Genomic DNA, 23,473 nt, shown 5'->3' with positions numbered 1-23,473 from the left:
CGGGACGTCGCGGGCTGCGTCTTGAAGCAGTCGAGCGAGACAGCATTCCTTCGATCAAGGTTTCGTCTGTCATCTGGTCGAGCGCCACCACCGCAGCATTTTGCTGGTTCTCAGGTGGCGGTGGCTCGCCTTTACTACGCCTTGGCACGGTTAAGGACGGTCCCAATTACATTTGCTCCGGCCCTGCGCAGTTGTTGAATTGTGTCAATGGCCTCATCGATTGTCGTGCGTCCCTCAGTAACGACCACCACAACAGCATCAGCATGTATGGCCAACGCCAACGCGTCTGTCGATCCTGTCAGCGGTGGCAGATCTAACAAGACATCGCTGGAGATGCGAGCTGTTTCAATGAGACGAGAGACTCGACGATCTCTGAAGTCGGCGAATAGATTTGATTCCGCATTCTTCGAGTGAATAGGGAGGACGGCGATGTCATCACAGTCGCCATGTGTAAATATGACTTCCTCGGGCTTCACGTCTGCGATCAAGATGTCCGCGAGATTCGTCGCCATGGATGTCTCTTGCGAGGCATTGTCAGGCAATTCGTTCACATCAGCTTTGAACAGTGTGACATGGCGGCCGCTATGGCTGATCAATTGGGCCAAACTCAAGCAAAGTGTCGACGCTCCGCTCGGTGCGTCCCAGCTGGCTATGGCAACGACGACGCTTCGTTCGCTGCGGACCGACGAGCAAGCAATCTCGATGGACGTTCGAAGATTGCGGACTGCAGCAGCGTATGGACTGCGGGGTTGACCAACAACCATGGCAGCTCTGTAGCCATCTGACCGCCAAGTTGCATTGCTGCGGCTACCTGCATCCGGAAGGATGCCGAGGCAGACTACACCCGTCTCTCGTGCCAACTCCTTGGCACTGCGAATTTTGCGGTTGAAGGCCAGGTTAAGTGCAAGGCTGAACAACCCGATCAATAGACCCAGCACTCCTCCCAAAGCGATGATGAGTGAGGTCCTGGGGCCGGACGGGCTCAACGGCGCCAAGGCTGCGCCAATGACGCGGGCATCCGCGTCCGGCGTTCCGATCGCTGGTAACGCTCCGTTTTTGATCGCTGTTGTGGCAGCGTCAACCTGCGCGTTGAGTGCATCGAGACGCCATTGTAAGGCCTCGGTACCGGAGATTGCCATCTGCAATTTAAAGGCGACGGATTGCAAGATGTAGGCTGAGACGGCCGCATTCGCTACAACTGCCGGCAAATCTCTCTCAGAGGATGAAAAGTCTATTTCTATGACATAGGATTGGCCAAGACGGCGAGCCTCGATGTGTCTGGTAAAGTTCAAAAATGCCGCCTGGCGAGCATCAGTTGTCTTTCTAAGCTCTTCCTCTACCCCCAGGCCGACAGGGGTGGGAGTGGCCTCTGCCATGTCGAGTGCCGTGGAAGTCCAGGGAAACGCGGACCTCAACCGGCTTTCCGCCACAGCCCTTAAACTGGAGAGCATTACGCTCACCTTGGATGGAGGGCGCGGACCGAATTCCGGATTTTTCTGCAGTTCGAGCGTGTCGAACACGGTACTCAAAAGACGCTCGGAACGAATGATTTGCAATTCACTGTCGGCGCGGTTCAAATCGAGCCCCTGTGCACCGCCGTCCTGACCAGACACGGCAGCTTGGCGCCGAGGTTCCAGGAGAAGGGTCGCCGTCGCTGTGTAAACCTTCGGAAGCGAGTGCGCATAGACCACTCCGAACGCAAGACCGACTGTGGTAAAGACGACAAGTTTATATTTATGACGAGTTGCAAGCACCCCAGCTGAGCGTAGAAGTGCAAGTGGTCCTTCGTTGACAGTTTCTGCGGGGGTAGTGTCAAAGCGCCATAGTCGCGAAGCGCGCTCCCAAGGTTGCGGACTGTTATTCGTCATCTCGACTTCGCTCCTACATTGACTTTAAGCGTACGGCTTGCAGAGGACAGCATTGCGGCCTTCTCAGGCGTGATTTTCCCACACACCACATCTGCGATGGCAATCAAGTTGCCCTTGGCTCGCCCGCGTCGGTCAATAAACGGCTCCGGCTTCAGGGCTTTTACGAAATTGCTCAGCATGTTTGCACCGATGTGCGTAAAGACCCGCTTTGACGACATGGTACCCTTCAATAGGAGATAAATGGGATTGGCGATCTGAGAGTAGCCGAGGCGGTCTCCTGCGACGCGGCCGCTTTTGACTCCCATATGGACGCCGAAAGCATCAGCGCCCTTGACGAGCCGACCGCCCGGTTTTGCAATGGCTGCTGCAAAATCCCGGTCCTCAAGCCAGCCATACAGTACCAACCGCTCATCGAAGCGCGTGTCGCCAATGGCGCTGACGCGAAACGCCATATTGCAGCCGTAAGGACTGTAGGGCTCTATCCATGTCCAATCGCAAGGCGGGGCGGAATCGATGAGACGGAGGCCCTCGTCGAAGGAGACGGCATCTCCAGTGATGCCGTCTTTGAGGACGCGACCGGTAAAGCCAATGACCTGGCTTTCGTCGCGAAACGTCGCGGCGGCCTTCCTAAGCCATTCTTTATCTGCGATGAAATCGTCGTCGAAAAAAGCCACGATCTCGGCAGTCGGCGGCAATGCGCCAAGCGCGGTGTTTCGCTGTGCGGCAAGACCCGGAGGGCCCGTCAACACGGTCACCGCCGGGTTGTCAACAAGATCGCCGGCATCTGCAAGATTGACGCATGAGACGATCAATGCCTCAGGCGCAAATGTTTGCGTACCAAGCAGATATTGAACAGTCGCCTTCACAACCTCAGGCCGTCCCCTTGTCGCGACAACCACGGCCGTGCGGGGAAGGCGTGGCTGCGGTGGATTATAGGATTGTGCCTGCGACGAGGGTCTCTCGAGCAAATCGAGATAAACTGCAGCTGCGTCGCACCATCGAAAGCGTTGCGCTTGCTCGTGACCGCGCCCGACAAGATCGGTACGCAATTCGGGCGAAAGCACCAGGGCCCGAATGCTGTCGACCCAAGCCTTAGCATCGTTCGGGGACGCCATTAGAGCTGCATCTCCACAGACTTCGGGCATGCTGGCACAGTCGGACGCGACAACCGGGCAGCCGCGCGCCATAGCTTCGATAATCGGAAGGCCGAAGCCCTCCGTAAACGATGGAAAAGCTAAGCAGAGGGCATTGTCGAGTAGATAGGCTAGATCGTCGTCTGTCACGCGCCCGATAAATTTTACGTTGGGCCGACTTTGAAGAATGTCGGCCGCGTAGATTCCATCTCCGCCACCGGCAACCACAAGATTGATTCCAATCGCATCCAGATCTGGCGCCGCATTGACGAGCAACGACAGATTTTTGTGGCGCGCCCGTGATCCCAGAACCAGTACAAACGGACGTCCTGTCGTTGCTTCCAGGACTTGAATGAAGTCAGGTGCAATCTGGGCTTTTGCCGGATCCCATTTCAAGGCGTGTTCATGTCCATTGGGAATAACGGCAATATCTTTGAGGGAGACGGGCAAATGCCGTGCGATTTGACGGGCTGCAGCGTGAGACACGGCGGTGACGCGGGCTGATCGTTGCGCCAGCACCGGCTGCAGTGTCTGATAGGCTGCGCGGAACGTGCGCCCGTAGCTCTCGGGGGACGCAAAGACATTTGCGTCGTGAATACACAGGATTTGATCGGTCTTTAAAAGCGGCGCCGTGTTGCACAGGTTCAAAAGACGCCCCTGGCATCGCACTGGCAGTATGATTTGCTCCCAGGAGTGGCCAGCGAGTGGGCCAGCCTCAATGAGGCTCAGATTCGCCAAGCCGAGATCGCGAGCGCCCCGTGGCGATACAATCTTCACGCGCTTCGCAGATGTCGCCAACAACTGATCCAACGCTTTGACAACATTTGTCGCGTACCGCTGCACGCCAGTTGCCTTCTGGACAAGGAAGCGACCGTTGATCGTGAAGGATGCCGTCTCACTCATGACTTAACTCCTAGGAAAGGATAGGGTATTGCGGCTGTCCGTGTCGCGCGCTCTGGCTCTGCTGTGGCTAAGGCTGCCAGCAGATAGAAGAACAAGCCTTGGTCAATTGCCGAAGACACCAAGAGATCTCCGAACATCAAACCTAGACAGCCATTACGGGCCGAAAGCCGGACATCTGCGGTAAAACTTCCAGGAAGGCCGCGGCGCTTGAGCAAAGCACCATAGGTAAAAGCGCAATAGAAAAATAATCCCGGTAGCCCGACATTTGACAGCAATGCGAGCAGCAGGCTCGAAGTACGCGCGGTCCCCAGACCAACACCCAAGTAATAGCTATCTACAAAATTCTTAATGCCGAGCGCGTTCCAAGAATTGCGTTCAATCCCTGAATCGGTTGACGCTTTACCAAGAACAACGAGGTCGGCGTAATTGTAAACGATCTTCGACAAAACAGGGTCGATAGCGACCCAGAGGCAAACCGCCAGCATGATGATGGGAAGGAAAATAATTGCCGCTGTTGTTAAACTGCGAGTCTTCTGACGACCGCTCAACGACAGGGCGGTCACATAAAGAAGAACGAGGATCACAGGAGCGCCGGCCAGGCCTGTCGATGACGTGGACAAAACGACAAGGATAAGCGAGATCAAACCGGTAAGTCCGGTCAAAAAAGGGCGTCTGCCACACAGCCAAAGCGTTGTGCAGAAAGCAAACGTACCAAGCGCCGTGCGTGCGAACGATGACGTTTCGGTAAATGATCCGACGATGCGCTTGACACCTGCAACCTGTTCATCCGTATGAAGCGTGTATCGTGCGTTTCTCATGAAGCTCAGAACCGCTTGAGTTCCCGTGCTAAAGGTTGCGATATCGAGAAAGGCGAATACGACAATGAGCACCGAGCAAGCCAGCAACCCCGCGACAAGAGAATTGAAGCCTCGATGAGTTGATGCAACGGCAACGGTGATGGTAAAACAAATAAAATTACCAACCATGTAAACGCTTTGCGTCAAATTGCTGGACACAGTGGTCAGGGGAACGGTGGATCGAGTTTCGCCATAGACTGTGCTGCCAAGCGGCACGATCTGTGTAGCGCCTTCCAACAGGCGCGGTAAAAAGTAGGCGCTGATCAGTCCGTAGATGACCAGACCAGCAAGCCAAAAGCCAGGCTCGGAGGGGCGCAATGCCTGGACAAGGGCGCGCGCCTCCTCGCGCCGGGTCATGACACCCAATGCCAGAAAACCAAGAATAACGTGGCCTGGTTGGATATTCGCTGCGCCAACGAGCATTGCCGCAGATGCGCCGAAAATCGAAGCGATGGCCGCCGCGATAATTGTTGTGTTACTTCCCCGAAGGAGGCAATAAAATCCTATCAAGATCGTTGCAATGCCGATCGGCTCGACACTCATGCCAGCACACGCAACGGTGTCGCCACAGACTGATGGCGAAGCCAGAAATATCTGCTGAAATGGTTTCGAACCACCGCCATCAACTGTACTCTATTAAACACGATATTTCAGGGGTTCGGTGAGCCTCACGTCGACGCGTCCATGTCTGGTGAGACATGCCTGTCAGAGGTCGACATCGGTTCACCTCTATCGGTAGTCTTTACGCTGCGACCACGCGCCGGCCGTAGCGTTTATTTATTGGTCGTCGTACCGACCGCATGGCACGACAGCGTTGGTCTTTGACAGCACTTGTTCTTGAGAGCGAAGAGGCGGGAAATGGTTGTCATCTCCCATGCTCAATAGCTGCCACGCGTACTGAGAACGGCCGGAATAGTTTTTGCCATAATGACGAAATCGCCAACTAAACTTCGCTCTGCCACGTAGCGAACGTCAATTTCGACACGCTCGGAATAGCTTGTCTCGCTTCTGCCGCTCACCTGCCAGAGACCCGTCAATCCCGGTCGAACGGCTATGTAGTCAGCAATGTGAGGTCCGTAGAATAAAGTCTCGCTTTGTGTGATAGGGCGAGGACCCACCAAACTCATATCCCCACGAAGCACATTCAATAGCTGTGGAAGCTCGTCGATGCTGCTGCGACGCAAACTGCGCCCAAATGCCGTTACCCTAGGGTCTTTCTTGAGCTTTCGACTCGCATTCCATTCTGCTTGTATCTCTGGATTATCCTTCAGGTGCTTCTCCAGGACCTCATCGCTGTTTTTCACCATAGTGCGGAACTTGAAGCAGTGAAACGGCACGCCGCGCTTTCCGATGCGGCGATGGGCTATCAGGATAGGCGCCCCTTGGGTCGCCAGTAAAATCAGGGACACCATTGTGATCAATGGCAGCAACGCCACCAGAGCGATTAAGGCTAAAAAGGCATCTATCAGGTATTTGAAGAAACTTCCAAATCTATCCTCTGCTTTTCGGTGATCTACAGTTACCGGCGGCGGGATAGATGCAATATTCGCAGTAGGCTCCTCCGATGCGTCAAAGCCAGTGATCAGATCGACGCTTTTCATTCGATACTCCTCAATGAGCCAACGCTAACCACCTACGGAGGCTCGGCTTTACACTCTGAAGATAGGTTAACAAGTAGTAAAGGGTTTGACAATAACATAATTAAACAGCATCATTTCCTCGCGACATTTAAACGTAGGTATGCAGTTAATCAAAATTCGGAGTCGTCCGATATATTTAGGTGAAGCAAACTGAATATGTTCTTGGATGAAGTATGGTTTATGGTCCTTTTGCTTCATATTCGCGAAGCACAATTCAATAACATAATCAATGGGGTTGCGTTTGCGTGTAGCTATAATACATTACTGGCTTGTTGGAATGCGTGGTGGCGAAAAGGTCCTCGAAACACTCTGCAGGATGTATCCATCTGCTGATATCTACACACATGCATATGACCCAACGGTCATATCAGAAGTAATAAAGAGTCATAAAATTGTCACTACATTTATAAATCGGCTGCCATATTCTACTAAGCTATATAAAAAATACCTTCCATTGATGCCAATGGCCTTAGAGCAACTTGATCTAAGTGAGTATGATCTTGTGATAAGCAGTGAATCGGGGCCAGCAAAAGGAGTTCTGCCTATGCCGGGCGCGGTTCACGTCTGTTACTGTCATTCCCCCATGAGATACATCTGGAATATGTATAATAAATATTATGAGAGCTCTGGATTGGTCACGCGAATGCTGATGCCTCCGCTTGCTCACTACTTGCGCAACTGGGATGTTGCGACATCTAACAGGGTCGATCACTTCTCTGCTAATTCCGCAACCGTTGCTCAGCGTATCAAAACTTACTACCGGCGCGACGCCCAGGTAATCCATCCTCCTGTTGATACCAATGCATTCAAGGCGGCCGCCATGCATGATGTCGGCGATTATTATCTGATGGTCGGAGAACTGGTCAGTTACAAGAGGCCGGATTTGGCCGTGATTGCCTGCAACCTCCTGAAAGCCAAGCTTGTCGTGATTGGCGGCGGAGAGATGCTCGAGCGAATAAGAAAACTTGCTGGACCGACTGTGACTATCTTGGGGCCGCAACCGTTTGACGTATTGAGGCACCACTATGCCCATTGCCGCGCGCTCATCTTTCCAGGGGAGGAAGATTTTGGGATTGTTCCTGTGGAGGCCATGGCCAGCGGTCGTCCTGTTATCGCCTACGGGAGAGGAGGGGCGACAGAAACGGTTATCGCGGATGAAAGCGGGGTCTTTTTCGATGTCCAGACCACGGAGGCGCTTATAGACGCCATCGAGAGGCTCGAAAAGATTGATTTCAATCCCGCCGCTGCTGTCAGGCGTGCCGGAGACTTCACCACCAATGCCTTCGTGGAGAGGTTTGGCGCTTTTGTCGATGAGGCGATCAGTCCCGCTCGTGCGATGAGGACGGCATAAAGATGCTGATTGCGAAGATTGCCAAACATCAAAGTTCAATTGGGGTGTAACCATGCGTTCAGCAGTTTGGGAGAGAGCCACGTCTAACGTCTTGTTGTTGTGCCAGCCATTGCGACGGCTGCGTATAACCCCAACCTGGCGCCTGCTGCTTGGATCGATTTTCGGCCTGGCGATCCTAAGTGGGTATTCTGCCCTCGCGGAAGATTACATCCTCGGTCCTCAAGATAAATTGAAGATCCGGGTGTTCGAATGGCGACCGGTAACCGGCACCGCATTTGAATGGGTCCCGTTGAACGGCGAGTTTGTTATCTCTGCCGCAGGAACCCTGTCGCTGCCGATTGTCGGAGTGGTACCGGCGAGTGGGCTTACCGTCGATCAGATCTCAGATTCGATTGGCGAGCGGTTGAAGAACCAAGTCGGTATGCAAAAGCGACCAAACGCCTCGGTTGAAGTGTCGGAATATCGGCCGTTTTTCATCGCAGGTCTGGTGACCAAGCCTGGAAAATACGCTTATAGTCCTGGCCTGACGGTGGTTCAGGCGCTCTCCATGGCAGGGGGGATGACAGGTCCTGTCGATGTGAACGTGATGGGTCTGCAACGTGATGTGCTCACAATGCGGGGTGATCTTCGTGCTTTGAATATCGAGCGTTTTGGGCTCCTTGCCCGCCAAGCGCGGGTCGATGCCATCATCAACAATCAGCCTTCCGTTGTCTTTCCTCCAGAACTAACGACCCATTCGGGTCAGGCAATTGTCGATCGCATCATGAAAGAAGAGGCAGACCTCTTCGATACACGCCAGCGGTCGATCAGCGCTGAGATCGTCGCACTCAATGAAGCAAGAGTTCTTGCTTCGAACCAGATCGAGGCGCTGCAGTCGAAAGCCACGTCCCTGGCAAAGCAGATTGACTTGGCCAGTAAAGATCTTGGAACCGTCAATAAGCTGGTATCTGCCGGACTGAGCGTGTCGGCGCGATCCTTGGGCGCCAGCCAGAATCTGGCAGACCTCGAAAGTCGAAGTCTTGATGTTTCGCTGGCCAATTTGAAAGCCCAGCAAGACGTTGCGAAGGTTGATCGGGACATAACCGATTTACGCAATCGCTACCGTGTGGATGCGTTGACCGAAGCCGCGGACGTCAGGGCGAAGATTGGAGCCAATGCTGAGAAAGTGCAGACAACGCGCGCGCTTTTAGACAATATTGCGCTACAAGCGCCTATGGTCGCCAACTCAGCCGTGGAAGACGGGTTGCAGTCATTTGAAACGACGATTGATCGACTGGTGAGCGGTCATACCAGGACCCTCGCGGTGGGCGACAATGACGCGGTCGAACCCGGCGACCTCATCCGGGTTGAAAAATTGCCCGAGACAAATCTCGGTGCGCCGCAGACAAATTCTCGCAGGCCGGGCCCGTCAGACCAAAAACGCGACGGCTTTTAGAACCGGTCTTCTAAGTTCATCGATTTTTATCGCTGCGCGCGGGCAGAGATTTGCATAAATCGGGCGACTGCTATAGACAAGATTGCACTGCTATTGTTGGCGGGTCTCGGAGCTAACTGTTGATGCATTGGAGTTTCTTAGTCTGGATTTTGGTGGGCATGGTGTGCGCCATCAGACTTCCAATACTCCATTTCACGCTTGTCGTGATTGCCGGCGTTTGCGTCTATGCAGTCCTTTTTCAGTCGTCTTATGTTTCCGCCGGACAATTGTTGGTTTGGTGCCTCATCTACGGCGCGCTTCTGCAGTTTGGGTATGTGTGCACACACTGTATCTTCTATCTCACCTACATCAGAACGGCGGTCAAAGAACGACGCTCGTCCAGTCAAAAAAATCGGTCCGGATCTTAGCCTGATTGAATGTGCTGATCGAATATTTCCAACGACACATGACAAAATCTTTTTCCTTCCCAATCTGGTGAGGATGTCATCTGTGCTCCGTTAAGCGCTCGATAATAGCCACCCTTAGCCCTTGTTGGTTGCGATGGGAATTGACAACTGGCCCCACCGATATTGTCTTGAAAGACAATTTGCCGGTCAAATCACACAGTCTGACCGTCACAACCATCTGGCACCCGGTAGAAGGCAAGGTGACGCGCGCCGCGTTAACGGATGGTTTTGAAGAGGTCATTTTTGTCCAGCGAGCGCCTGACGCAATCGAATGCTTCCCACTGAGGAAACGCCGATCTCATATAGGCTTCGTCCGGAATCTTGTGATCTTTTCCCCAGTGCGGTCGGGCTGAAAATGAGCGCATGAGATCCTCGAAAGGGCGCAGGATCTCATCTTGTTCGCTTCGTTTAATCATCCAATAAATATTGAAACAGACAGCATCCTGGCCCGCATTTGGGCCAAGGTAGGACAGGTTATTGCCCTTGACGAATTTCATTTCCATAATTTTTCCGAAGTTTCTGCTAGCAAATTGACTTGCTGCGATACGATCCACAACACGCTCCCAGTCCTTCGTGTCGACCGAATATTGCATACTGATCCGAACGTCACTTTTTGATCGTGCTTTTGTCGCCGGCACGTTTGAGCGTATTATGTCTTGAGCCAAATGCACAGCCGGGCGGATTATCGATCTCAGCATCGACTGCCGTCTTGGCTCCCAAACTGCATTTCGGTGGCTGACATAGGGATTGAAGCCCTCATGCCTATCTTGCCGCTCTTCCAGGCAATCGACCTTTATCTTGTTTGTGCCGAGCGACCAGTGGACCCAGACGTGCGAATATCGCGACAACACGGCAGTGCGGGTCGCCATAAATTCGTCGAGGTCGATCTCAAGTTTGGTGTAGCGGACCCACGGCATATCAATTGCTTGAAAAACGACTTTGGTGATCACCCCAAGCATGCCGACTGAGACCCTGGCCGCACACATCTCGGCCTCAGACACCAATTTTCTATCGAAAGTCTTGAGCTCACCGGAGGCAAGCACGACGTCCATCGACACAACGAAATCGGACATCGTACCGCTCCGGTGGTTTGTGCCGTGCGTCGCCGTCGCCACCGCACCGCCCGCTGTCATTTCTGGAAGAAAAGCGAGTGATGGTAGACACAGGTTTCGCCGACCGAGCGCGCGTGTAATATCGCCCATGCGCACGCCGGCGTCGACCGTTATGGTCTTTGCAGCCCTATCGATGACACAGAGCCTTCGCAATCCATCCAATTGCAGAGAAATTCCATTTGTGAAAGAGTGTTCAGACCAAGAGTATCCAAGGCCCATAGGCCGAATTTTCAAACCGGAAGATGTCGCATAAGTCACAGCGCGAATGACATCATCTATAGATCGCGCGTGTATTACCTTGGCTGGATAGAAAGTCTTGAAGCCATCATATATATATACCATATTTTATCCAAATACAGAACTACGATTGCGACGAATGAAGAAACTTTCTCGAAGGTATATAAATGAAATTGCACCGTCTACATAAAATCTGTGCGCCTGAGAAATTTATTTAACTATCCCGAAAGATCATGCAATAAAGATGAAAGCGCATTCATCTTATATATTGTTTTGCCTTTCGGCGGAATATTTCCGAATAGTATTGCCAGCTTTTTCTGATCAAGTGACACGTTTTGATATGATATTGAGTGTTCCAGCATGCCGACCGCTGGCAGATTTCCAACTCTTGAAGACTATTTATTGGGTTGTACTGCGAAGGGTTCCGCCCGATAATTTTATCCTGTAAATCCTGTAAATCCTGTAAATCCTGTAAATCCTGTAAATCCTGCACCTCGCGCGTCGATGGGCGACCTTGGCCTATTACGCTCGCTGCTGCCAACCTTTAAACTTTGCCCAATGCGCGGCAGAGTTTCACCGAAGTCGGCGAGATCGTCATCCTTAAATGGATGCGAGAACCTTTGTGGTCCCAATGGAACCATTCTTTCGTACCGTCAGCGTGGACTGTCCGCAGGTAAGTGGCCTCACATGTCGAATTACGGTATTCTCCGCGAAAGTTTATTCATTGGTGAGACAAAGCCCCTTCACGCCGCCAATGTCGGCGGCAGGCTGTGGAGTAACCTGCCGTATCGGACGAATGGCGATGATTATCGACGACACACTCGGTGGGTGCTTTAGCAATCAATCTTCAGCGTGGTCCTTTGCCAGCGCTGCGACAAGACCTATGATGCGCTTTCTGATTTCTGACGATCGGATGCTCGAGAACGCACGGTTGAGATTGCTGCCTTCAATGGTGGCAACGAATTGCGTCAAGTCCCTGAGCGGGGATATCGCATCGCCATCGTCGTGATCAGGTTGCTGCTCATTTCCTTCAAAAAAATAAGAGACGGGGACTTCGAGGATCCGAGCGATGTTGCTCATACGACTGGCACTGACGCGGTTGGACCCCTTCTCATATTTTTGCACTTGCTGGAACGTGACGAACAAACCATCAGCCAAGACAGTCTGGCTCATTCCCTTGATCCTGCGCTGCAGCTTAATGCGCCTTCCGACCTCAATATCGACCGGATCTGGTTGTTTCGAACTCGCGGTCAAATGATCTTTTTCCTTTTCAGATCGACGGTCAATCGTTATCGATTTATTGAATAGCCTTGGAATGAGCAATGATTCTTATGCCGTTCATGCATATCCCGGCCGAAATTCTCCGAGTTTGTTAAGAAATACCTTGGTTATTATCTCAGTCTAGCTTGACAGATATGCAGGGCATTTGCCCTTACGACGATCGTTTCGTGGCTTCATCGAGGGCGTTCTGTGCCGTCATTATACGCTTACTTCAGAAGCGGAAACATCAGGGTCCGCACGTCCCATCCCCGACGCTCTCACTTTTGACAGGTCAGCCGCAGCACACCAGGAATGCGATGACCATTCCGAGAGCGATAATCGCAACATTTGCAGAAACACCTTCATGGCGGACAGAAATGCAGGGCGGGCCAGGTTGCCGCGCAGCCGCGGTATCGCAAAAGCACAGTTGCGAAACAGGGATCAACGGTAAAGATGCCAAGATGAGAGCAACAGTGCGGTTTTCGTTAGGTGATCGGACTCGTTGACTTGGAGACGTCGTGCTTGATCCCTATGTCTTCCCATTCGGCGACGCCGGCTGAAGGCAATCTCTATCGCGAGACCTTCACACGTGTGCCGTAACGAGGGTGGACTTGTCTAGCAATAAAAAGTTCGCTCTCAGTGCTGCGTTCCTGTGTCGTCAAAATTTCATATTTGCTTTGAAACCATTGTTAGCGAAGGGCCGTAGCTATCGCTGTATCCATGACGGATACGCGCCATCGGCGTTAGGGAGAGGCCTTTATTCGAGGGGCCAGAAAAACCGGGAAGAATTCCATGATCAAGTCCACACTACGCATAGTCGCAGTCGCGGCTACGCTTGCAGCAGGCACCATGCTGGCACATGCCGAAAACCCAATGGTTGGTGGCGCGGCAATGTATGCTGACAAAAACATCGTCGAAAACGCTGTCAACTCAAAGGACCATACGACACTGGTTGCAGCCGTCAAAGCGGCGGGCCTCGTCGAAACCCTGGAAGGTAAAGGGCCTTTCACCGTCTTCGCACCAACCAACGAAGCCTTTGCGGCTCTGCCGGCAGGTACGGTCGACACGCTCCTGAAGCCTGAGAATAAGGACAAGCTGGTCAAGATCCTGACCTGCCACGTGGTTGCTGCCGACGCCATGGCGGCGACCGTCGAAAAGATGATCAAGGACGACGGCGGCAGCCACAACATCAAAACCGTCGGAGGCTGCGTGCTCACGGCAAAGGAAGACATGGGCAAGCTCACCCTGACGGATGAAAACGGGACCGCCGCTACTGTCACCATCGCTGACGTGAAGCAGTCGAATGGTGTCATCCACGTCATCGACAAGGTACTTCTGCCAAAGATGTAGTCCCAAAATTGGGCGCATTCTATGCGCCCAATTGCCAGGGCCACGCGTGTCGCCCGGACTCAGAGCCGCTTAAATAGCTTGCGGCGGTTGCCCTTCTCGATTTTCATTAGGATCGAAAGGAGATGCTGCCATGAATATTTTGCGGCTTTTGTTGGAGGGCAGTTGCGCCAGTGGCTGGAGTGCCGGCAACTCTGCAACAATCACCGGCGCTCCACTCTCGATGGTCACTTGCGACCGTTCCGATCTTGTTGCGACGGGCGACACGACATCGGCTGAAGATCGCAGGCTTGATGTGCGGTCAAACTTGTGCAACGCTCGCTACCTGCGAAGTGTAGATGAGCCGACCACTCGACTGCCAGGCAACATTTGGTCAAGGCGTGGTCAAAGTGTCAGAGATAGACGCCCCCGGCACGAGCCTGCTGAGCACCGCCAGCAACGCTATCGTCCGTACCCACGTTACCTGCGCGCGAGATACCATCTTGATCACCGGCCTGTCGTCCTGAATTCTGTCTGCGAGCCTGGCCATCGCTGCCCTGCCCCTGGCTTGTGCCGGGTTGTTGCTGCTGCTGGCCCTGGGGGCTCTGCTGGTTGTTGCTCGATGTTTCCGGCGCGGTGTAGGTCACGGTCATGCGATCGACGCTGTAGCCCTGCTGGCGCAGTGAATCGATCATCGCGCTCTGGTCGTTGCTGAGCTGCCTGTAGGCCTCGGCAGAATGGACCTTGAGATCGACGGAAAGCTGCTCGCCCGAAAGCCGCATGGTTGCGGTGACAGTCCCCAGATTATCCGGGTTCATCTGAATTTTCAGAGTGTTCATGACTTTGCTGGCACTGGTCGTCGCCGATGCTCCGGTCAGCGCAGCATTGGGCTGCATGGCCGCTGCCCAGTCCTTGTTGCCCGTCAGCGAATTGGCGACCAGTGCCGAATTCGAGCCATCGGCGAGGCCGACGAAGCGTCGGGAGTCGAGGACAGTGACGGTGGCCCCGGTGTCGCCGCTTGCCGATTTGATGTCGAGCTGAGGCGTATCGTCGGCATTCCGGCTCGCAGAGAGATCCAGCGACTGTACCTTGCCACTCGCCCGGTCGACGTTAAACGTTACGGGGGCGTCACCGTCGGTAGATGTGCCGGCAACGGCATTGCCCTGGCCAGCGCTGCCCATTGACGGCGCCAGCATGGCCATGCCCACGGCAACGGCGTCGCCGCTGTCGTCCGCGGCGTCGGCCGGAAGCGCATTTGCAACAGAGGCCGCGCCGGGATCGATCTTGCCATTGCCGGTGTGGAGCTGCCCGGCTGCGGCAAGGACGCTGGCGGAGGTCTGCGCGGGGATGGCAGCGGCCGACAAACCGGCTCCGAGCAGCGACAGCACGTCGGTCACGGCACCGCTGGCGGCATTGGGGTCGGATGCATTGGCATCGGCGTCCTTGCTATCGTCGGCGGCAGCGCCGCTTTTGCTGCCCTTGACGCCGGGAAGATCGCCTTTGACGGGCGTGGCTGGCTCGCCTGTCGCCGCGCCGGCAACGACATCGGCCAATTGCTGGGCAAGTCCAAGTGGCGAAGTTGCCTCAAGATCGCCCGCTTTCACCGAGGCTCTGGATGTCTGGTCGTTGACGGCGTTGGCTGCCGCGGCGAGAAATTGCGCGGAAGCATTCACGCTGTCATTGCCGGGCCATTGCACTGCAACTGACGGGAGTGCCAACGACGTTGCATTCGCCTGATTTTGATCGCCTGATGCGCTTCCTGCAGCGATGGCCTTTGCATCGCCCGTTGTCGGCGTCGTCAGGTTTTTGCCATCCTGATCACTTGCCGATCGGTCGAGAGCGTCCCCGAAGCCATGCGGGTCATCACTCTGCCTCCCGTTGCCGCCAATTCCATTCTTTGGAGAATTCACACCGACTGCGCACGCCGAACCCGTTGCCATGCTGACGTCCGCCATATCTTTTCCTTTTTTCCCCGGAACTCAACTGCAGAAAAGCGCACACATGGGCATGTGTCTAGGATGACTATCAAAGAAGGATCCCGCCGGTTCGACGTTGCTAATCGAATTGAACCGCTGTTGCGGGCTCCTTCATTCTGTCGCAAACGCTATTTGCCATTTGTGATATTTGATGCGGTTGCCTCATTCAGGCCTCTGCCTCAGGCTTAATCCTTAGAACTTGCGTCAGGCTTTGCGCATCATGCGGATGCCGAGAGGGTACATCCTGAGGTTGAGGAGTTTTAACGAGCGCCCGTGGCTGGGGACGTTCAGATACAATATTGGCCCCTCCCGCGGCAGTCACAAGAGGCCGGACGTGATCCGACCTCGAGAGACAGTTCACGCGGCGGCATAGGGCGGGTAATCGATGTAACCGTGGGCATCGCCACCGTAATAGGTAGTGCGATCCGGTGGGGTCAGCGGCCAGTCATTTCGCAGCCGGGCCACGAGGTCCGGATTGGAGATGAACGGCTGGCCGAACGCGGCCAGATCGATCGTGCCGTCTGCGATCAGCTTGTCGGCGCGCGCGCGTGTCATGTTGCCAGCCAGGATCAACGCCGTGGCGGGAAGGCTCTTGCGGAAGTCGCCGAGCAGACGAACGATGCTGTCAGAGACCGTCTCTCCGTTGGTGTCCTCGCCTCCGACGTAGCCCGATTGGTCCATGATATGGATGTAGGCGATGCGCCGTTCGCCAAGCGCCGCGGCCAGTGCCGAGTAGGTCTCCTCGATCTCGCCGTGATGCGGCATGTCGAATAGCTTGCCAAAGGGCGACAGGCGGATGGCAACACGCTCGCGGCCGATCCGGGAGATCGTGGCATCCACTACTTGGAGCGCGAACCGCAGACGGTTTTCCATCGTGTCGGCGGCGTAGCGGTCCTTGCGATCGTTGACCTCGGGGTTGAGGAACTGCTCGAGCAAGTAGCCGTTGGCGCCGTGGATTTCGATGCCGTCGAAGCCTGCTTCAATGGCGTTGCTGGCGGCATTGGCGAAGTCGCCAATAACACGCTCGACCTCCTCTGTCGAAAGCTGGCGTGGTTTCGTTGTTTCGATAATGGCCGGAATGCCGTTCTCATCGTATCCAAAGGCGGTCGCGCCTTTGGCGATTTTCGAGCTAGCGCTGACGGGATCGATGCCACCTGCCTGGATCGAAGGGTGGGACACACGGCCGACATGCCATATCTGTGCGAACATCCGGCCGCCCACGGCATGCACGGACTGTGTCACCAGACGCCAGCCGGCAATCTGCTCGGGCGTGAAGATGCCGGGATTGAAGAGATAGCCCTGACCCTCACGCGAAATCGGAGTGCCCTCGCTGACAATCAACCCAGCTGTGGCACGCTGCGCGTAATAGAGGGCGATTGTCGCGTCGGCAGCATCGTGTGGAGCGCGCGAGCGGGTCATTGGTGCCATGACCACCCGGTTGGCAAGCTGCGTTCCGGAAAGATTGAATGGGGTGAAAAGATCTGTCATGCGGTGTCCTCGTTTCGAACTGACCATCTTTATAACGCCTGTCGCGCAAAATATTTATAGGCTACAGTTCCGATCATTGCGGAAGAAAGGTGGTTTATGGCAGAGCCCGTCGATAGTCTTGCCTCGCTCCGAGCGTTCGTAGCCGCAGCCGACACCCGAAGTTTCAAACTGGCGGCCCAGGAGCTCGGACTTTCCTCCTCGGCAATCGGCAAGGCCATTGCGCGGCTGGAGGGACAATTGGCGACGACGCTGTTCCATCGAACGACCCGCACCATCTCGCTGACCGAGTCGGGCGCCATCTTCCTGGTCCGCGCCCGCAGAATGCTGGAAGAACTTCACGCCGGAGAAGCAGAGTTAGCGGAAGCGGCGGGAAGCCCACGTGGCAAGTTGCGCGTCAGCCTTCCTTTGACCGGCTCGCTCTTTACCAGGGCGCTCGCGGCGTTTGTCGCCGAGTACCCACAGGTCGAACTCGATCTGGACTACAGCGATCGCATCGTCGACGTTGTCGAGGAAGGTTTCGACGTTGTGATCCGGACCGGGCACACCGGAGACTCCCGGCTGCTTCACAAAACCCTCGGTAGCTTTACCTGGCTCCTTGTGGCAGCACCCAGTTACCTGGAGAAGCACGGAGAGCCGAGAGCGCCAGGGGAGCTTTTTGACCATGTCTGCCTACGCCAGAAATTTTCGTCCGGACGTATAGCCCCGTGGCCGTTGAAATCTGCGCCGGGACAGCAGGTGCCGGTTAGTCTGAGCGCAAGCGTCATCGACCCGCTCCTCGATCTAGCTCAGCGCGGCGGGGGTATCGGATGTTTTCCGGAATTCCTCGTGCGAGAAGGGCTGGCAAACGGACGGCTACGCTGCATTCTTGAAAATGAGGTCGACCGTAACGGGGTCCTGACGATGTTATGGCCAGCAAGCCGTTTTCGTGTGCCGAAGGTCCGTGCTTTTGTGGACTTAGTGTCGAACGAGGTCAGGGCGGAAGTCGCTGGTGCTAAGCGGCTTTTACTATGAAGATCCCGACCTTATGTTTATTGCACTGGTGCTCAAGAGCTAGCGCCGTCAGACCTTCTGGCCTCGGTCCGGACGGCCAAAGCTTTGCGCCGAACCCGCTACGTGCGCCGGCATGAAGACGGCCGCTTCTTGGCTTGGATGTCGCCGGCGGTGATCGAATACAGCACCATCTTAAGCCAAGCTCCAGAGCTGCCCACCCTTTAAGATCGAGCGCCCGCACCCGTAAATGACCACTCGGGGTTTTGGTATCCCTGCTATTTCCCAACTATTGCCCGATTAAATGCCTGATGACGGAGCCCTGGAACGGAACGGCTCATAACTGGTTGTCCGGTGACTCAAAAAAGGAATATGCAATGACCAAGCATGACGAGACGTCGCCACCAAAATTATCCCGCCGGGCCGTCGTAGGCGGTGCTACTGCAGTCGTAGCCACTGTGGCTTTGGCATCACGCCAAACAAACGCGGCGCAACCATCTACCGCAAATCCGACTGAGGTGAAAATCAGCAACCCGACAGAGCTCTATCCAAAGCCACCGTTCAAATCGCAGACGCAGCCTTGGCCTGGCCTCGCTAGCAAGATGGATCCCAAGCCAGATCATGGCGAGACTAGCTACAAGGGATCGGGACGTCTTGCCGGCCGCAAGGCCCTGATCACCGGGGGAGATTCCGGCATGGGGCGCGCGGCAGCCATAGCGTTCGCGCGTGAAGGTGCAGACGTTGCAATCAGCTATCTGCCCGATGAGGAGCCTGATGCCCGTCAAGTCATAGAGCTCATTAAACGAGAGGGTAGAGTAGCAGTGGCGCTACCCGGCGACATCCGGGACGAAGCGCGTTGTGGCAAGATTGTCGAGGAGGCAGTGCGCCAGCTTGGTGGGCTCAATATCCTCGTCAACAACGCCAGTCGACAACAACAGCGCCCGTCGCTTCTCGATCTCTCCAGCGAAGATTTTGATGCAACGATGAAGACCAATCTCTATGCGATGTTTTGGCTGACAAAGGCGGCGCTTCCGCATCTGCCAGAAGGATCGGCTATTATTCAGACAACGTCGGAACAGGCTTACGACCCATCCGAAGACCTGGTCGATTACGCGATGACGAAGGCTGCGATGATGTCCTTCACCAAGTCGATGGCAAAACAGCTCGGCCCGAAAGGCATCCGTGTCAATGGCGTCGCCCCTGGACCGATCTGGACACCGTTGCAGGTAAGTGGAGGTGCCACGCAAGTCAAACTCATGTCCTTCGGCGGCAACACCCCGCTTGGCCGGCCTGGCCAGCCTGCCGAATTGGCGTCAATTTACGTCCAACTCGCCGCTGCCGATGCGAGCTATGCGACTGGTCAGGTGTACGGGGCAGCCGGCGGCAGTGGCCAACCGTAAATGCAGGGGTAGCAAAGAAATCAGCTGCCAGTCGATCTCGCGGCGGAAGAGCGCATCAATGTACTGGTAGGAGACCGATTTATCGGGACGATAGAAGGTCACGTCTACCCTTTTGCGCATGCGCGGCATCAGCTTGATCACGAGTATGCGCGCCAGCCAGAAGACGGGTTCGCTCTGACACTGCGTGTCGGGATGCAGGGAGTCCGGCTGGACGGTGGAGCGGTTTTTCAGGAGGCCATCGAGGAGATGGATGGCCTCCCAGACGCCGTATGGAATGAAGGTCATGAACAGCGCAATGTAATTGTCGGAGATATAGTGGTAGGCAATGCCACCGTGGGCGCCATAGCGTATGTGCTGCCAGACCAGCAGATTGTTTTTGCGCAATAAAATGTGAGTGCTATCTGCGATCACCGCCTGACCGGCGTCCCACAGTTTCGGCAGCTCGAAACGGTCATAGACATTGATCAGGTAGGTCATTGGAGCCTCGAGCTTGATTACATCGATATGCTGGGCATTGAGCCAGCGCAGGGTGTCGGCGCTGGCGATGCCAATGGCATAGCGGGCGGTCTGGAGATCCTGGCGCGCTTCAGCAAACCCGCCAGCGTCAGGCGGCCGGAAGCACCCCGCGCTTTGCCGCGGATAAAGACGAGTTCGACTTCGCTCAGACCGTATCGGCGTTCCAGCTCCTATCGGGTGAGACGCTCGTCGGAGCGAGGGTAGGCAGTGCGGTCGATCGCTGTCATAAAGGTGTCCGGAAAAGGGTATGCCGAAGGGGTCGTGGAAACTGCCTAAATCAAGGCTGCGGGGCATAGCGTTCCGCCGTCCGGAAAGGAATACGTTAAAGGACGGCTTAAGCCGGCATCCACACCGCAGCAAAACCATTCGGAGCTCTATCTGCGCGTTTCCAAGCCCGACCAGAAACCGGACCTGAATGTGACGGACTGCGAGCTTATGCCGAGCGCGCCGGTCTCGATATAGTCGGAGACTATTGCGACATCGCCGTCTCGGGACGCAAGGAAGGCCGCCGGAGGCTCAACGCCCTGATGACCAGCGCCCGCAACCGCGAACTCGATTGTGTGCTGGTCTGGAAGTTTGACCGCTTCGCACGCTCCACGCGCCATCTCCCTACCGCTCTCGAAGAGTTCGACCATCGCTGCATCCGCTTTCATCAGCGTCCAGGATCAGATCGATACCGCCAGCCCGATTGGCCGGGCCATGTCCACCATCATTGGCGCCATGGCCGAACTGGGAGCCATCCCTGTTCAGCGAGTGGGTCACAGCCGGAATGAAACCCGCCGCCGCCCGCGCAAAAACATCTTGGCCGGCCGAAACTCCTGCGCGGTTGGTCAGAGAAATCGAAACGCTTGCGGCCTTCACCGATGACCATGGAGGACGGTACGCCGGTCCTCGGCAGTCTGGAAATCAAGGGGCGGTTCCTGGTTCTCATGGTCAATTCCGCCCAAAGGGCGCGGAGAGGCATCGAGCTCCTGCAGAACGTTCTCGGCAAAATGGTGCACACGCCGCTCACCAGCATTCAGACCATCGAACAGGCTAAACAAGCCTACGCGGGTTGGAAAACGACAGCTGACGACATCCCATTGGAAGTCGCCGCCACTCGTGCATGACAAGCTCGACAAGCAGTACCATGCCATCCTCGACGAGCCCGTTTGCATGCTCGGCAGCAAGTCCCCGCGTGCCCCCGCCGGTACCAAGGTCGAGCGCGAAAAGGTCGCCGAGTGGCTCAAATATCTGGAAACTCAATCCGCCAGCATCGGCGCAGACGACCCCATGGGCACTTATTATTTCTCATGGGTGTGGGCAGAATTGAGAGTCGAGGATCTCAGGCGATGAAACCAGCAGCCCAAGGTTCTTCTTGACCGGTCTTACATGTATCCTGCTTCTACCCTGATTTCGATCACTTTGACCTCGGCGGGAGAGGCGGCATTTTCCGCCACCGCGGCGGGGAACGTTTTGTAAATGCCTCAGCCGCTCAGCATGCTGCGCATGATGCCTTAGGCGAGCCGAGAGCTCGCGGCAGTCCCTCAAACGCAGTTGGCGACCCAGGGTCTCCTAACGCATAGAGACCCGAAACGCGTCCCAAATCCACTGAGCCAGATCACTAAGACGCCACCGCACAAGCCCATCCAGATATGGCGTGGGGCCGCGCTCAATGCTTTGTGCAAGGGCTGTGCGCTGGTCTTCATTCAGCAGTGACGGCTTGCCCGGAGCCGTTTCGTTAATCAGCCCGTCGGGACCGCGTGCGTTGAGCGTACCAGCCAGTTGCGCACGATCTGAACTGTCACACTGCCGATCCAAGCAGCATTTGTGCGAGAGCCGCCGAGCACGATCGGTATCTCGCCTCTGCCGAGCCAGACGCCGCAACCCATCCCCGTCATCGTCTGACCGCAAAGAAATCGCCGAACCCATCGCAAACCCCTGTTTCGCCATCGATACAGGCTCGCCGGATTTTGGAAATCCCAAGATTCTGCATTATTAAAGGTCGGTAGAAGTCTGTGACATCGATAAAAAGACCGCGGATGCCGCGTCATGAGGCGTGGTTTCGACGCGCTTCGTCCAATGGATGACAGATGTCATCGGGGTGACCAGGAATCGACGAGGCGCCATAGCTTGGAGCTCAGTTCAGGCTTAATCATGAGACACTCCGAGGGCGATCGCATCTGCGACCTCTATGCAGCGATCGGAGAGCGTCGCGGTCGCAACCCGCAGGTAGTTGCCCGGCAACAGCGAAAACTTGGCTCCGGGATAGACGGCGATCCCGCGTGCCGCAAGAGTGACCATCGCGAAAGCTTCAGATGAAACAGGAACCCACGCGCAGAGGCCGCCGCCGTGTGCTGCATCTATGTTCCGATCCTGCAGCGCCTGGACGAGGTCACCACGCCGCTGTGCATAAATCGCCTTGGCAAGCTGCAGAGTTTCTTGTGTTGCCGGATCGCGAATCAGCCAAGCGCCGGCGGCCTGCAGAATGCGACTCGTCCAGCCGGCGCTAAAACTGCGGTAGGACTGGATCTGTTCGACGATCGCCTGTGAACTCGAAAGTACGGCAAGACGCAAGTCCGGTCCGTGCGTCTTTGAAAAAGAGAGGATGTGGATGACCCGCTCAGGAAAGAGATGCCCAAGCGACTGCCGAGGCTGGTCGGCAATGTCGGCAACACCATCGTCTTCGACGATCAGCGTATCGGTGTGTCGAAGGATTTCGGCTAGGCTGCTCATTCGCTCGGCGCTGACGCTTTGGCCGGTGACTGAGTGCACGCGCGGCTGGAAGACGAAGGCTACGGGGCGGTACTTCATAGCTGCCTCAAGGGAGGCGGGCAGGGGGCCGTGGCGATCGCATTCGACGGGAACAATGCGGGCACCACGATCTTCCAGAATGTCTAAAAGTCGCATGGCGGTTGGATTCTCGATCGCTACGGCGGCGCCTGGCATGACCAAAGCGTTCATCATCGTATAAACGGCGTTATAGCCGCCGTTGGTTGCGAGAAAAGCCTCGGGCTGGTAGGGCCAGGTCTCCCGGACGGCGGCTTCCAGTTCCGGCAAGATACGGCTGCGTTCATAACTGTTCAGATTCTCTGCGGATGCCCCATAGACCATCGCTTCGGTGAGCTTTGGAAGCAAGGCTATGTCCGGTACCGCAGCCGTCAGGTTCAGCACGTCCATGCCGTAGTTGCCGGAGCTTGCAAGCCGTTCAGGCTTTGCGATGAAACGATCGCCGCGCACCCATGTGCCGTTGCGTCCGCGGCCGCTGATAATTTTCTGGCGTCGCAACTCGCTCCAGGCTTCAGAGATCGTCGCGGGGCTGATACCGAGCGCAAAGGCGAGATCGCGGATGGCAGGCAGCTTGGTGCCGACGGGCAACGCGCCGCCGCGGATGAGCGCGCTGGTCTCGATCGCAATACCCCGGATCGTCCGATCGGTTATTTTTTCAGCAAACCAAACTGCATCCCGAATTTCGCTCATTTTTCCATCATATTTAATGTTCAATAACGTAATAACATTTGATCAGCTTGATTTGAACATTTAATCATCGGCCTACAAG

19 protein-coding genes are annotated in these 23,473 nt (G+C 55.5%); 8 read left to right on the top strand and 11 right to left on the bottom strand.

Translation table 11 applies throughout. The features are described 5' to 3' along the window. Positions 1-134: 134 nt before the first annotated feature. The 4 genes from EQW76_RS16940 to EQW76_RS16925 all read right to left on the bottom strand — a co-directional run bounded on the left by EQW76_RS16940 (position 135) and on the right by EQW76_RS16925 (position 6,362). Entirely contained in the window at positions 135-1,868 is a 1,734-nt protein-coding gene (locus EQW76_RS16940; protein WP_142831105.1) for a Wzz/FepE/Etk N-terminal domain-containing protein, read from the bottom strand. Further along, positions 1,865-3,904, bottom strand: coding sequence for a glycosyltransferase (locus EQW76_RS16935; protein ID WP_142831106.1), 2,040 nt, complete (start codon positions 3,902-3,904; stop codon positions 1,865-1,867). Before EQW76_RS16935 ends, EQW76_RS16940 begins: the two co-directional genes overlap by 4 nt. After that, entirely contained in the window at positions 3,901-5,304 is a 1,404-nt protein-coding gene (locus tag EQW76_RS16930; protein WP_142831107.1) for a hypothetical protein, read from the bottom strand. The genes EQW76_RS16935 and EQW76_RS16930 overlap by 4 nt, the downstream gene beginning before the upstream one ends. A 335-nt stretch (positions 5,305-5,639) precedes the next feature. After that, a complete protein-coding gene (locus EQW76_RS16925) occupies positions 5,640-6,362 on the bottom strand; it encodes a sugar transferase (RefSeq protein ID WP_142831108.1) in 723 nt (240 codons plus the stop codon). A gap of 316 nt (positions 6,363-6,678) precedes the next feature. Here EQW76_RS16925 and EQW76_RS16920 point away from each other — a divergent pair, with 316 nt between their 5' ends. Together EQW76_RS16920 and EQW76_RS16915 are read left to right on the top strand one after the other, a co-directional pair. Beyond that, positions 6,679-7,752, top strand: a complete 1,074-nt coding sequence (locus EQW76_RS16920; protein ID WP_142831123.1) for a glycosyltransferase — start codon at positions 6,679-6,681, stop codon at positions 7,750-7,752. 52 nt (positions 7,753-7,804) lie between these two features. Then, positions 7,805-9,187, top strand: a complete 1,383-nt coding sequence (locus EQW76_RS16915) for a polysaccharide biosynthesis/export family protein (RefSeq protein ID WP_142831109.1) — start codon at positions 7,805-7,807, stop codon at positions 9,185-9,187. A 661-nt stretch (positions 9,188-9,848) separates the two neighbouring features. On the opposite strand, the gene EQW76_RS16910 is transcribed toward EQW76_RS16915, so the two are convergent. Together EQW76_RS16910 and EQW76_RS16905 are read right to left on the bottom strand one after the other, a co-directional pair. Continuing rightward, complete coding sequence (locus EQW76_RS16910; protein ID WP_143122988.1) at positions 9,849-11,087, bottom strand: FAD-binding protein; 1,239 nt, start codon at positions 11,085-11,087, stop codon at positions 9,849-9,851. 735 nt (positions 11,088-11,822) lie between these two features. Next, the gene (locus EQW76_RS16905) at positions 11,823-12,236 is read right to left on the bottom strand and encodes a helix-turn-helix transcriptional regulator (RefSeq protein WP_224129640.1); all 414 of its coding nucleotides are present in this window, start codon (positions 12,234-12,236) and stop codon (positions 11,823-11,825) included. A 798-nt stretch (positions 12,237-13,034) separates the two neighbouring features. Between EQW76_RS16905 and EQW76_RS16900 the strand changes: the two genes are divergently transcribed. After that, positions 13,035-13,592, top strand: a complete 558-nt coding sequence (locus EQW76_RS16900; RefSeq protein ID WP_142831111.1) for a fasciclin domain-containing protein — start codon at positions 13,035-13,037, stop codon at positions 13,590-13,592. Positions 13,593-13,661: 69 nt separating this feature from the next. Here EQW76_RS16900 and EQW76_RS29040 read toward each other — a convergent pair whose 3' ends face one another. The 3 genes from EQW76_RS29040 to EQW76_RS16890 all read right to left on the bottom strand — a co-directional run bounded on the left by EQW76_RS29040 (position 13,662) and on the right by EQW76_RS16890 (position 17,032). After that, positions 13,662-13,820, bottom strand: a complete 159-nt coding sequence (locus tag EQW76_RS29040; RefSeq protein WP_153816490.1) for a hypothetical protein — start codon at positions 13,818-13,820, stop codon at positions 13,662-13,664. A gap of 161 nt (positions 13,821-13,981) precedes the next feature. After that, a complete protein-coding gene (locus EQW76_RS16895; protein ID WP_161991068.1) occupies positions 13,982-15,241 on the bottom strand; it encodes a flagellar hook-length control protein FliK in 1,260 nt (419 codons plus the stop codon). A gap of 660 nt (positions 15,242-15,901) precedes the next feature. Next, positions 15,902-17,032 (bottom strand): alkene reductase, encoded by a 1,131-nt coding sequence (locus EQW76_RS16890; protein ID WP_142831963.1) that lies wholly within the window; start codon positions 17,030-17,032, stop codon positions 15,902-15,904. 96 nt (positions 17,033-17,128) lie between these two features. Between EQW76_RS16890 and EQW76_RS16885 the strand changes: the two genes are divergently transcribed. Both EQW76_RS16885 and EQW76_RS16880 read left to right on the top strand, forming a co-directional pair. Further along, positions 17,129-18,043 carry a LysR family transcriptional regulator gene (locus tag EQW76_RS16885; RefSeq protein WP_142831962.1) on the top strand — a complete coding sequence of 305 codons (915 nt, stop codon included), beginning with the start codon at positions 17,129-17,131 and terminating at the stop codon, positions 18,041-18,043. 353 nt (positions 18,044-18,396) lie between these two features. After that, on the top strand, positions 18,397-19,419 hold the full coding sequence (locus tag EQW76_RS16880; RefSeq protein WP_142831960.1) for an SDR family oxidoreductase: 1,023 nt from the start codon (positions 18,397-18,399) through the stop codon (positions 19,417-19,419). On the opposite strand, the gene EQW76_RS29795 is transcribed toward EQW76_RS16880, so the two are convergent. Then, on the bottom strand, positions 19,333-20,229 hold the full coding sequence (locus EQW76_RS29795) for a transposase (protein WP_244615532.1): 897 nt from the start codon (positions 20,227-20,229) through the stop codon (positions 19,333-19,335). The genes EQW76_RS16880 and EQW76_RS29795 overlap by 87 nt on opposite strands. A gap of 50 nt (positions 20,230-20,279) precedes the next feature. On the opposite strand from EQW76_RS29795, the gene EQW76_RS29790 reads away from it, so the two are divergent. The 3 genes from EQW76_RS29790 to EQW76_RS29780 all read left to right on the top strand — a co-directional run bounded on the left by EQW76_RS29790 (position 20,280) and on the right by EQW76_RS29780 (position 21,270). Further along, positions 20,280-20,708, top strand: a complete 429-nt coding sequence (locus EQW76_RS29790; RefSeq protein ID WP_341799002.1) for a recombinase family protein — start codon at positions 20,280-20,282, stop codon at positions 20,706-20,708. 90 nt (positions 20,709-20,798) lie between these two features. Next, the gene (locus tag EQW76_RS29785) at positions 20,799-21,044 is read left to right on the top strand and encodes a hypothetical protein (protein ID WP_244615531.1); all 246 of its coding nucleotides are present in this window, start codon (positions 20,799-20,801) and stop codon (positions 21,042-21,044) included. After that, on the top strand, positions 21,037-21,270 hold the full coding sequence (locus tag EQW76_RS29780; protein ID WP_244615530.1) for a hypothetical protein: 234 nt from the start codon (positions 21,037-21,039) through the stop codon (positions 21,268-21,270). Before EQW76_RS29785 ends, EQW76_RS29780 begins: the two co-directional genes overlap by 8 nt. A 795-nt stretch (positions 21,271-22,065) precedes the next feature. On the opposite strand, the gene EQW76_RS16860 is transcribed toward EQW76_RS29780, so the two are convergent. Beyond that, positions 22,066-23,394: a PLP-dependent aminotransferase family protein gene (locus tag EQW76_RS16860; RefSeq protein WP_143122986.1), complete on the bottom strand. Its 1,329-nt coding sequence runs from the start codon at positions 23,392-23,394 to the stop codon at positions 22,066-22,068. Positions 23,395-23,473: the final 79 nt, after the last annotated feature.

The sequence above is a fragment of the Rhizobium sp. rho-13.1 genome (genome assembly GCF_007000305.1).
In the GTDB taxonomy this organism is placed as follows: Bacteria; Pseudomonadota; Alphaproteobacteria; order Rhizobiales; family Rhizobiaceae; genus Rhizobium; species Rhizobium rhododendri.
This window is presented reverse-complemented; position numbering and strand designations above follow the sequence as displayed.

Excerpts from the sequence above, each read along its gene's own strand:
- EQW76_RS16940 (WP_142831105.1), bottom strand. The coding sequence starts at position 1,868 with ATGACGAATAACAGTCCGCAACCTTGGGAGCGCGCTTCGCGACTATGG.
- EQW76_RS16930 (WP_142831107.1), bottom strand. The coding sequence starts at position 5,304 with ATGAGTGTCGAGCCGATCGGCATTGCAACGATCTTGATAGGATTTTAT.
- EQW76_RS16860 (WP_143122986.1), bottom strand. The coding sequence starts at position 23,394 with ATGAGCGAAATTCGGGATGCAGTTTGGTTTGCTGAAAAAATAACCGAT.
- EQW76_RS29785 (WP_244615531.1), top strand. The coding sequence starts at position 20,799 with ATGACCATGGAGGACGGTACGCCGGTCCTCGGCAGTCTGGAAATCAAG.
- EQW76_RS16900 (WP_142831111.1), top strand. The coding sequence starts at position 13,035 with ATGATCAAGTCCACACTACGCATAGTCGCAGTCGCGGCTACGCTTGCA.
- EQW76_RS16920 (WP_142831123.1), top strand. The coding sequence starts at position 6,679 with ATGCGTGGTGGCGAAAAGGTCCTCGAAACACTCTGCAGGATGTATCCA.
- EQW76_RS16885 (WP_142831962.1), top strand. The coding sequence starts at position 17,129 with ATGGCAGAGCCCGTCGATAGTCTTGCCTCGCTCCGAGCGTTCGTAGCC.
- EQW76_RS29795 (WP_244615532.1), bottom strand. The coding sequence starts at position 20,229 with ATGCCCCGCAGCCTTGATTTAGGCAGTTTCCACGACCCCTTCGGCATA.
- EQW76_RS16915 (WP_142831109.1), top strand. The coding sequence starts at position 7,805 with ATGCGTTCAGCAGTTTGGGAGAGAGCCACGTCTAACGTCTTGTTGTTG.
- EQW76_RS16880 (WP_142831960.1), top strand. The coding sequence starts at position 18,397 with ATGACCAAGCATGACGAGACGTCGCCACCAAAATTATCCCGCCGGGCC.
- EQW76_RS16935 (WP_142831106.1), bottom strand. The coding sequence starts at position 3,904 with ATGAGTGAGACGGCATCCTTCACGATCAACGGTCGCTTCCTTGTCCAG.
- EQW76_RS16925 (WP_142831108.1), bottom strand. The coding sequence starts at position 6,362 with ATGAAAAGCGTCGATCTGATCACTGGCTTTGACGCATCGGAGGAGCCT.
- EQW76_RS16910 (WP_143122988.1), bottom strand. The coding sequence starts at position 11,087 with ATGGTATATATATATGATGGCTTCAAGACTTTCTATCCAGCCAAGGTA.
- EQW76_RS16890 (WP_142831963.1), bottom strand. The coding sequence starts at position 17,032 with ATGACAGATCTTTTCACCCCATTCAATCTTTCCGGAACGCAGCTTGCC.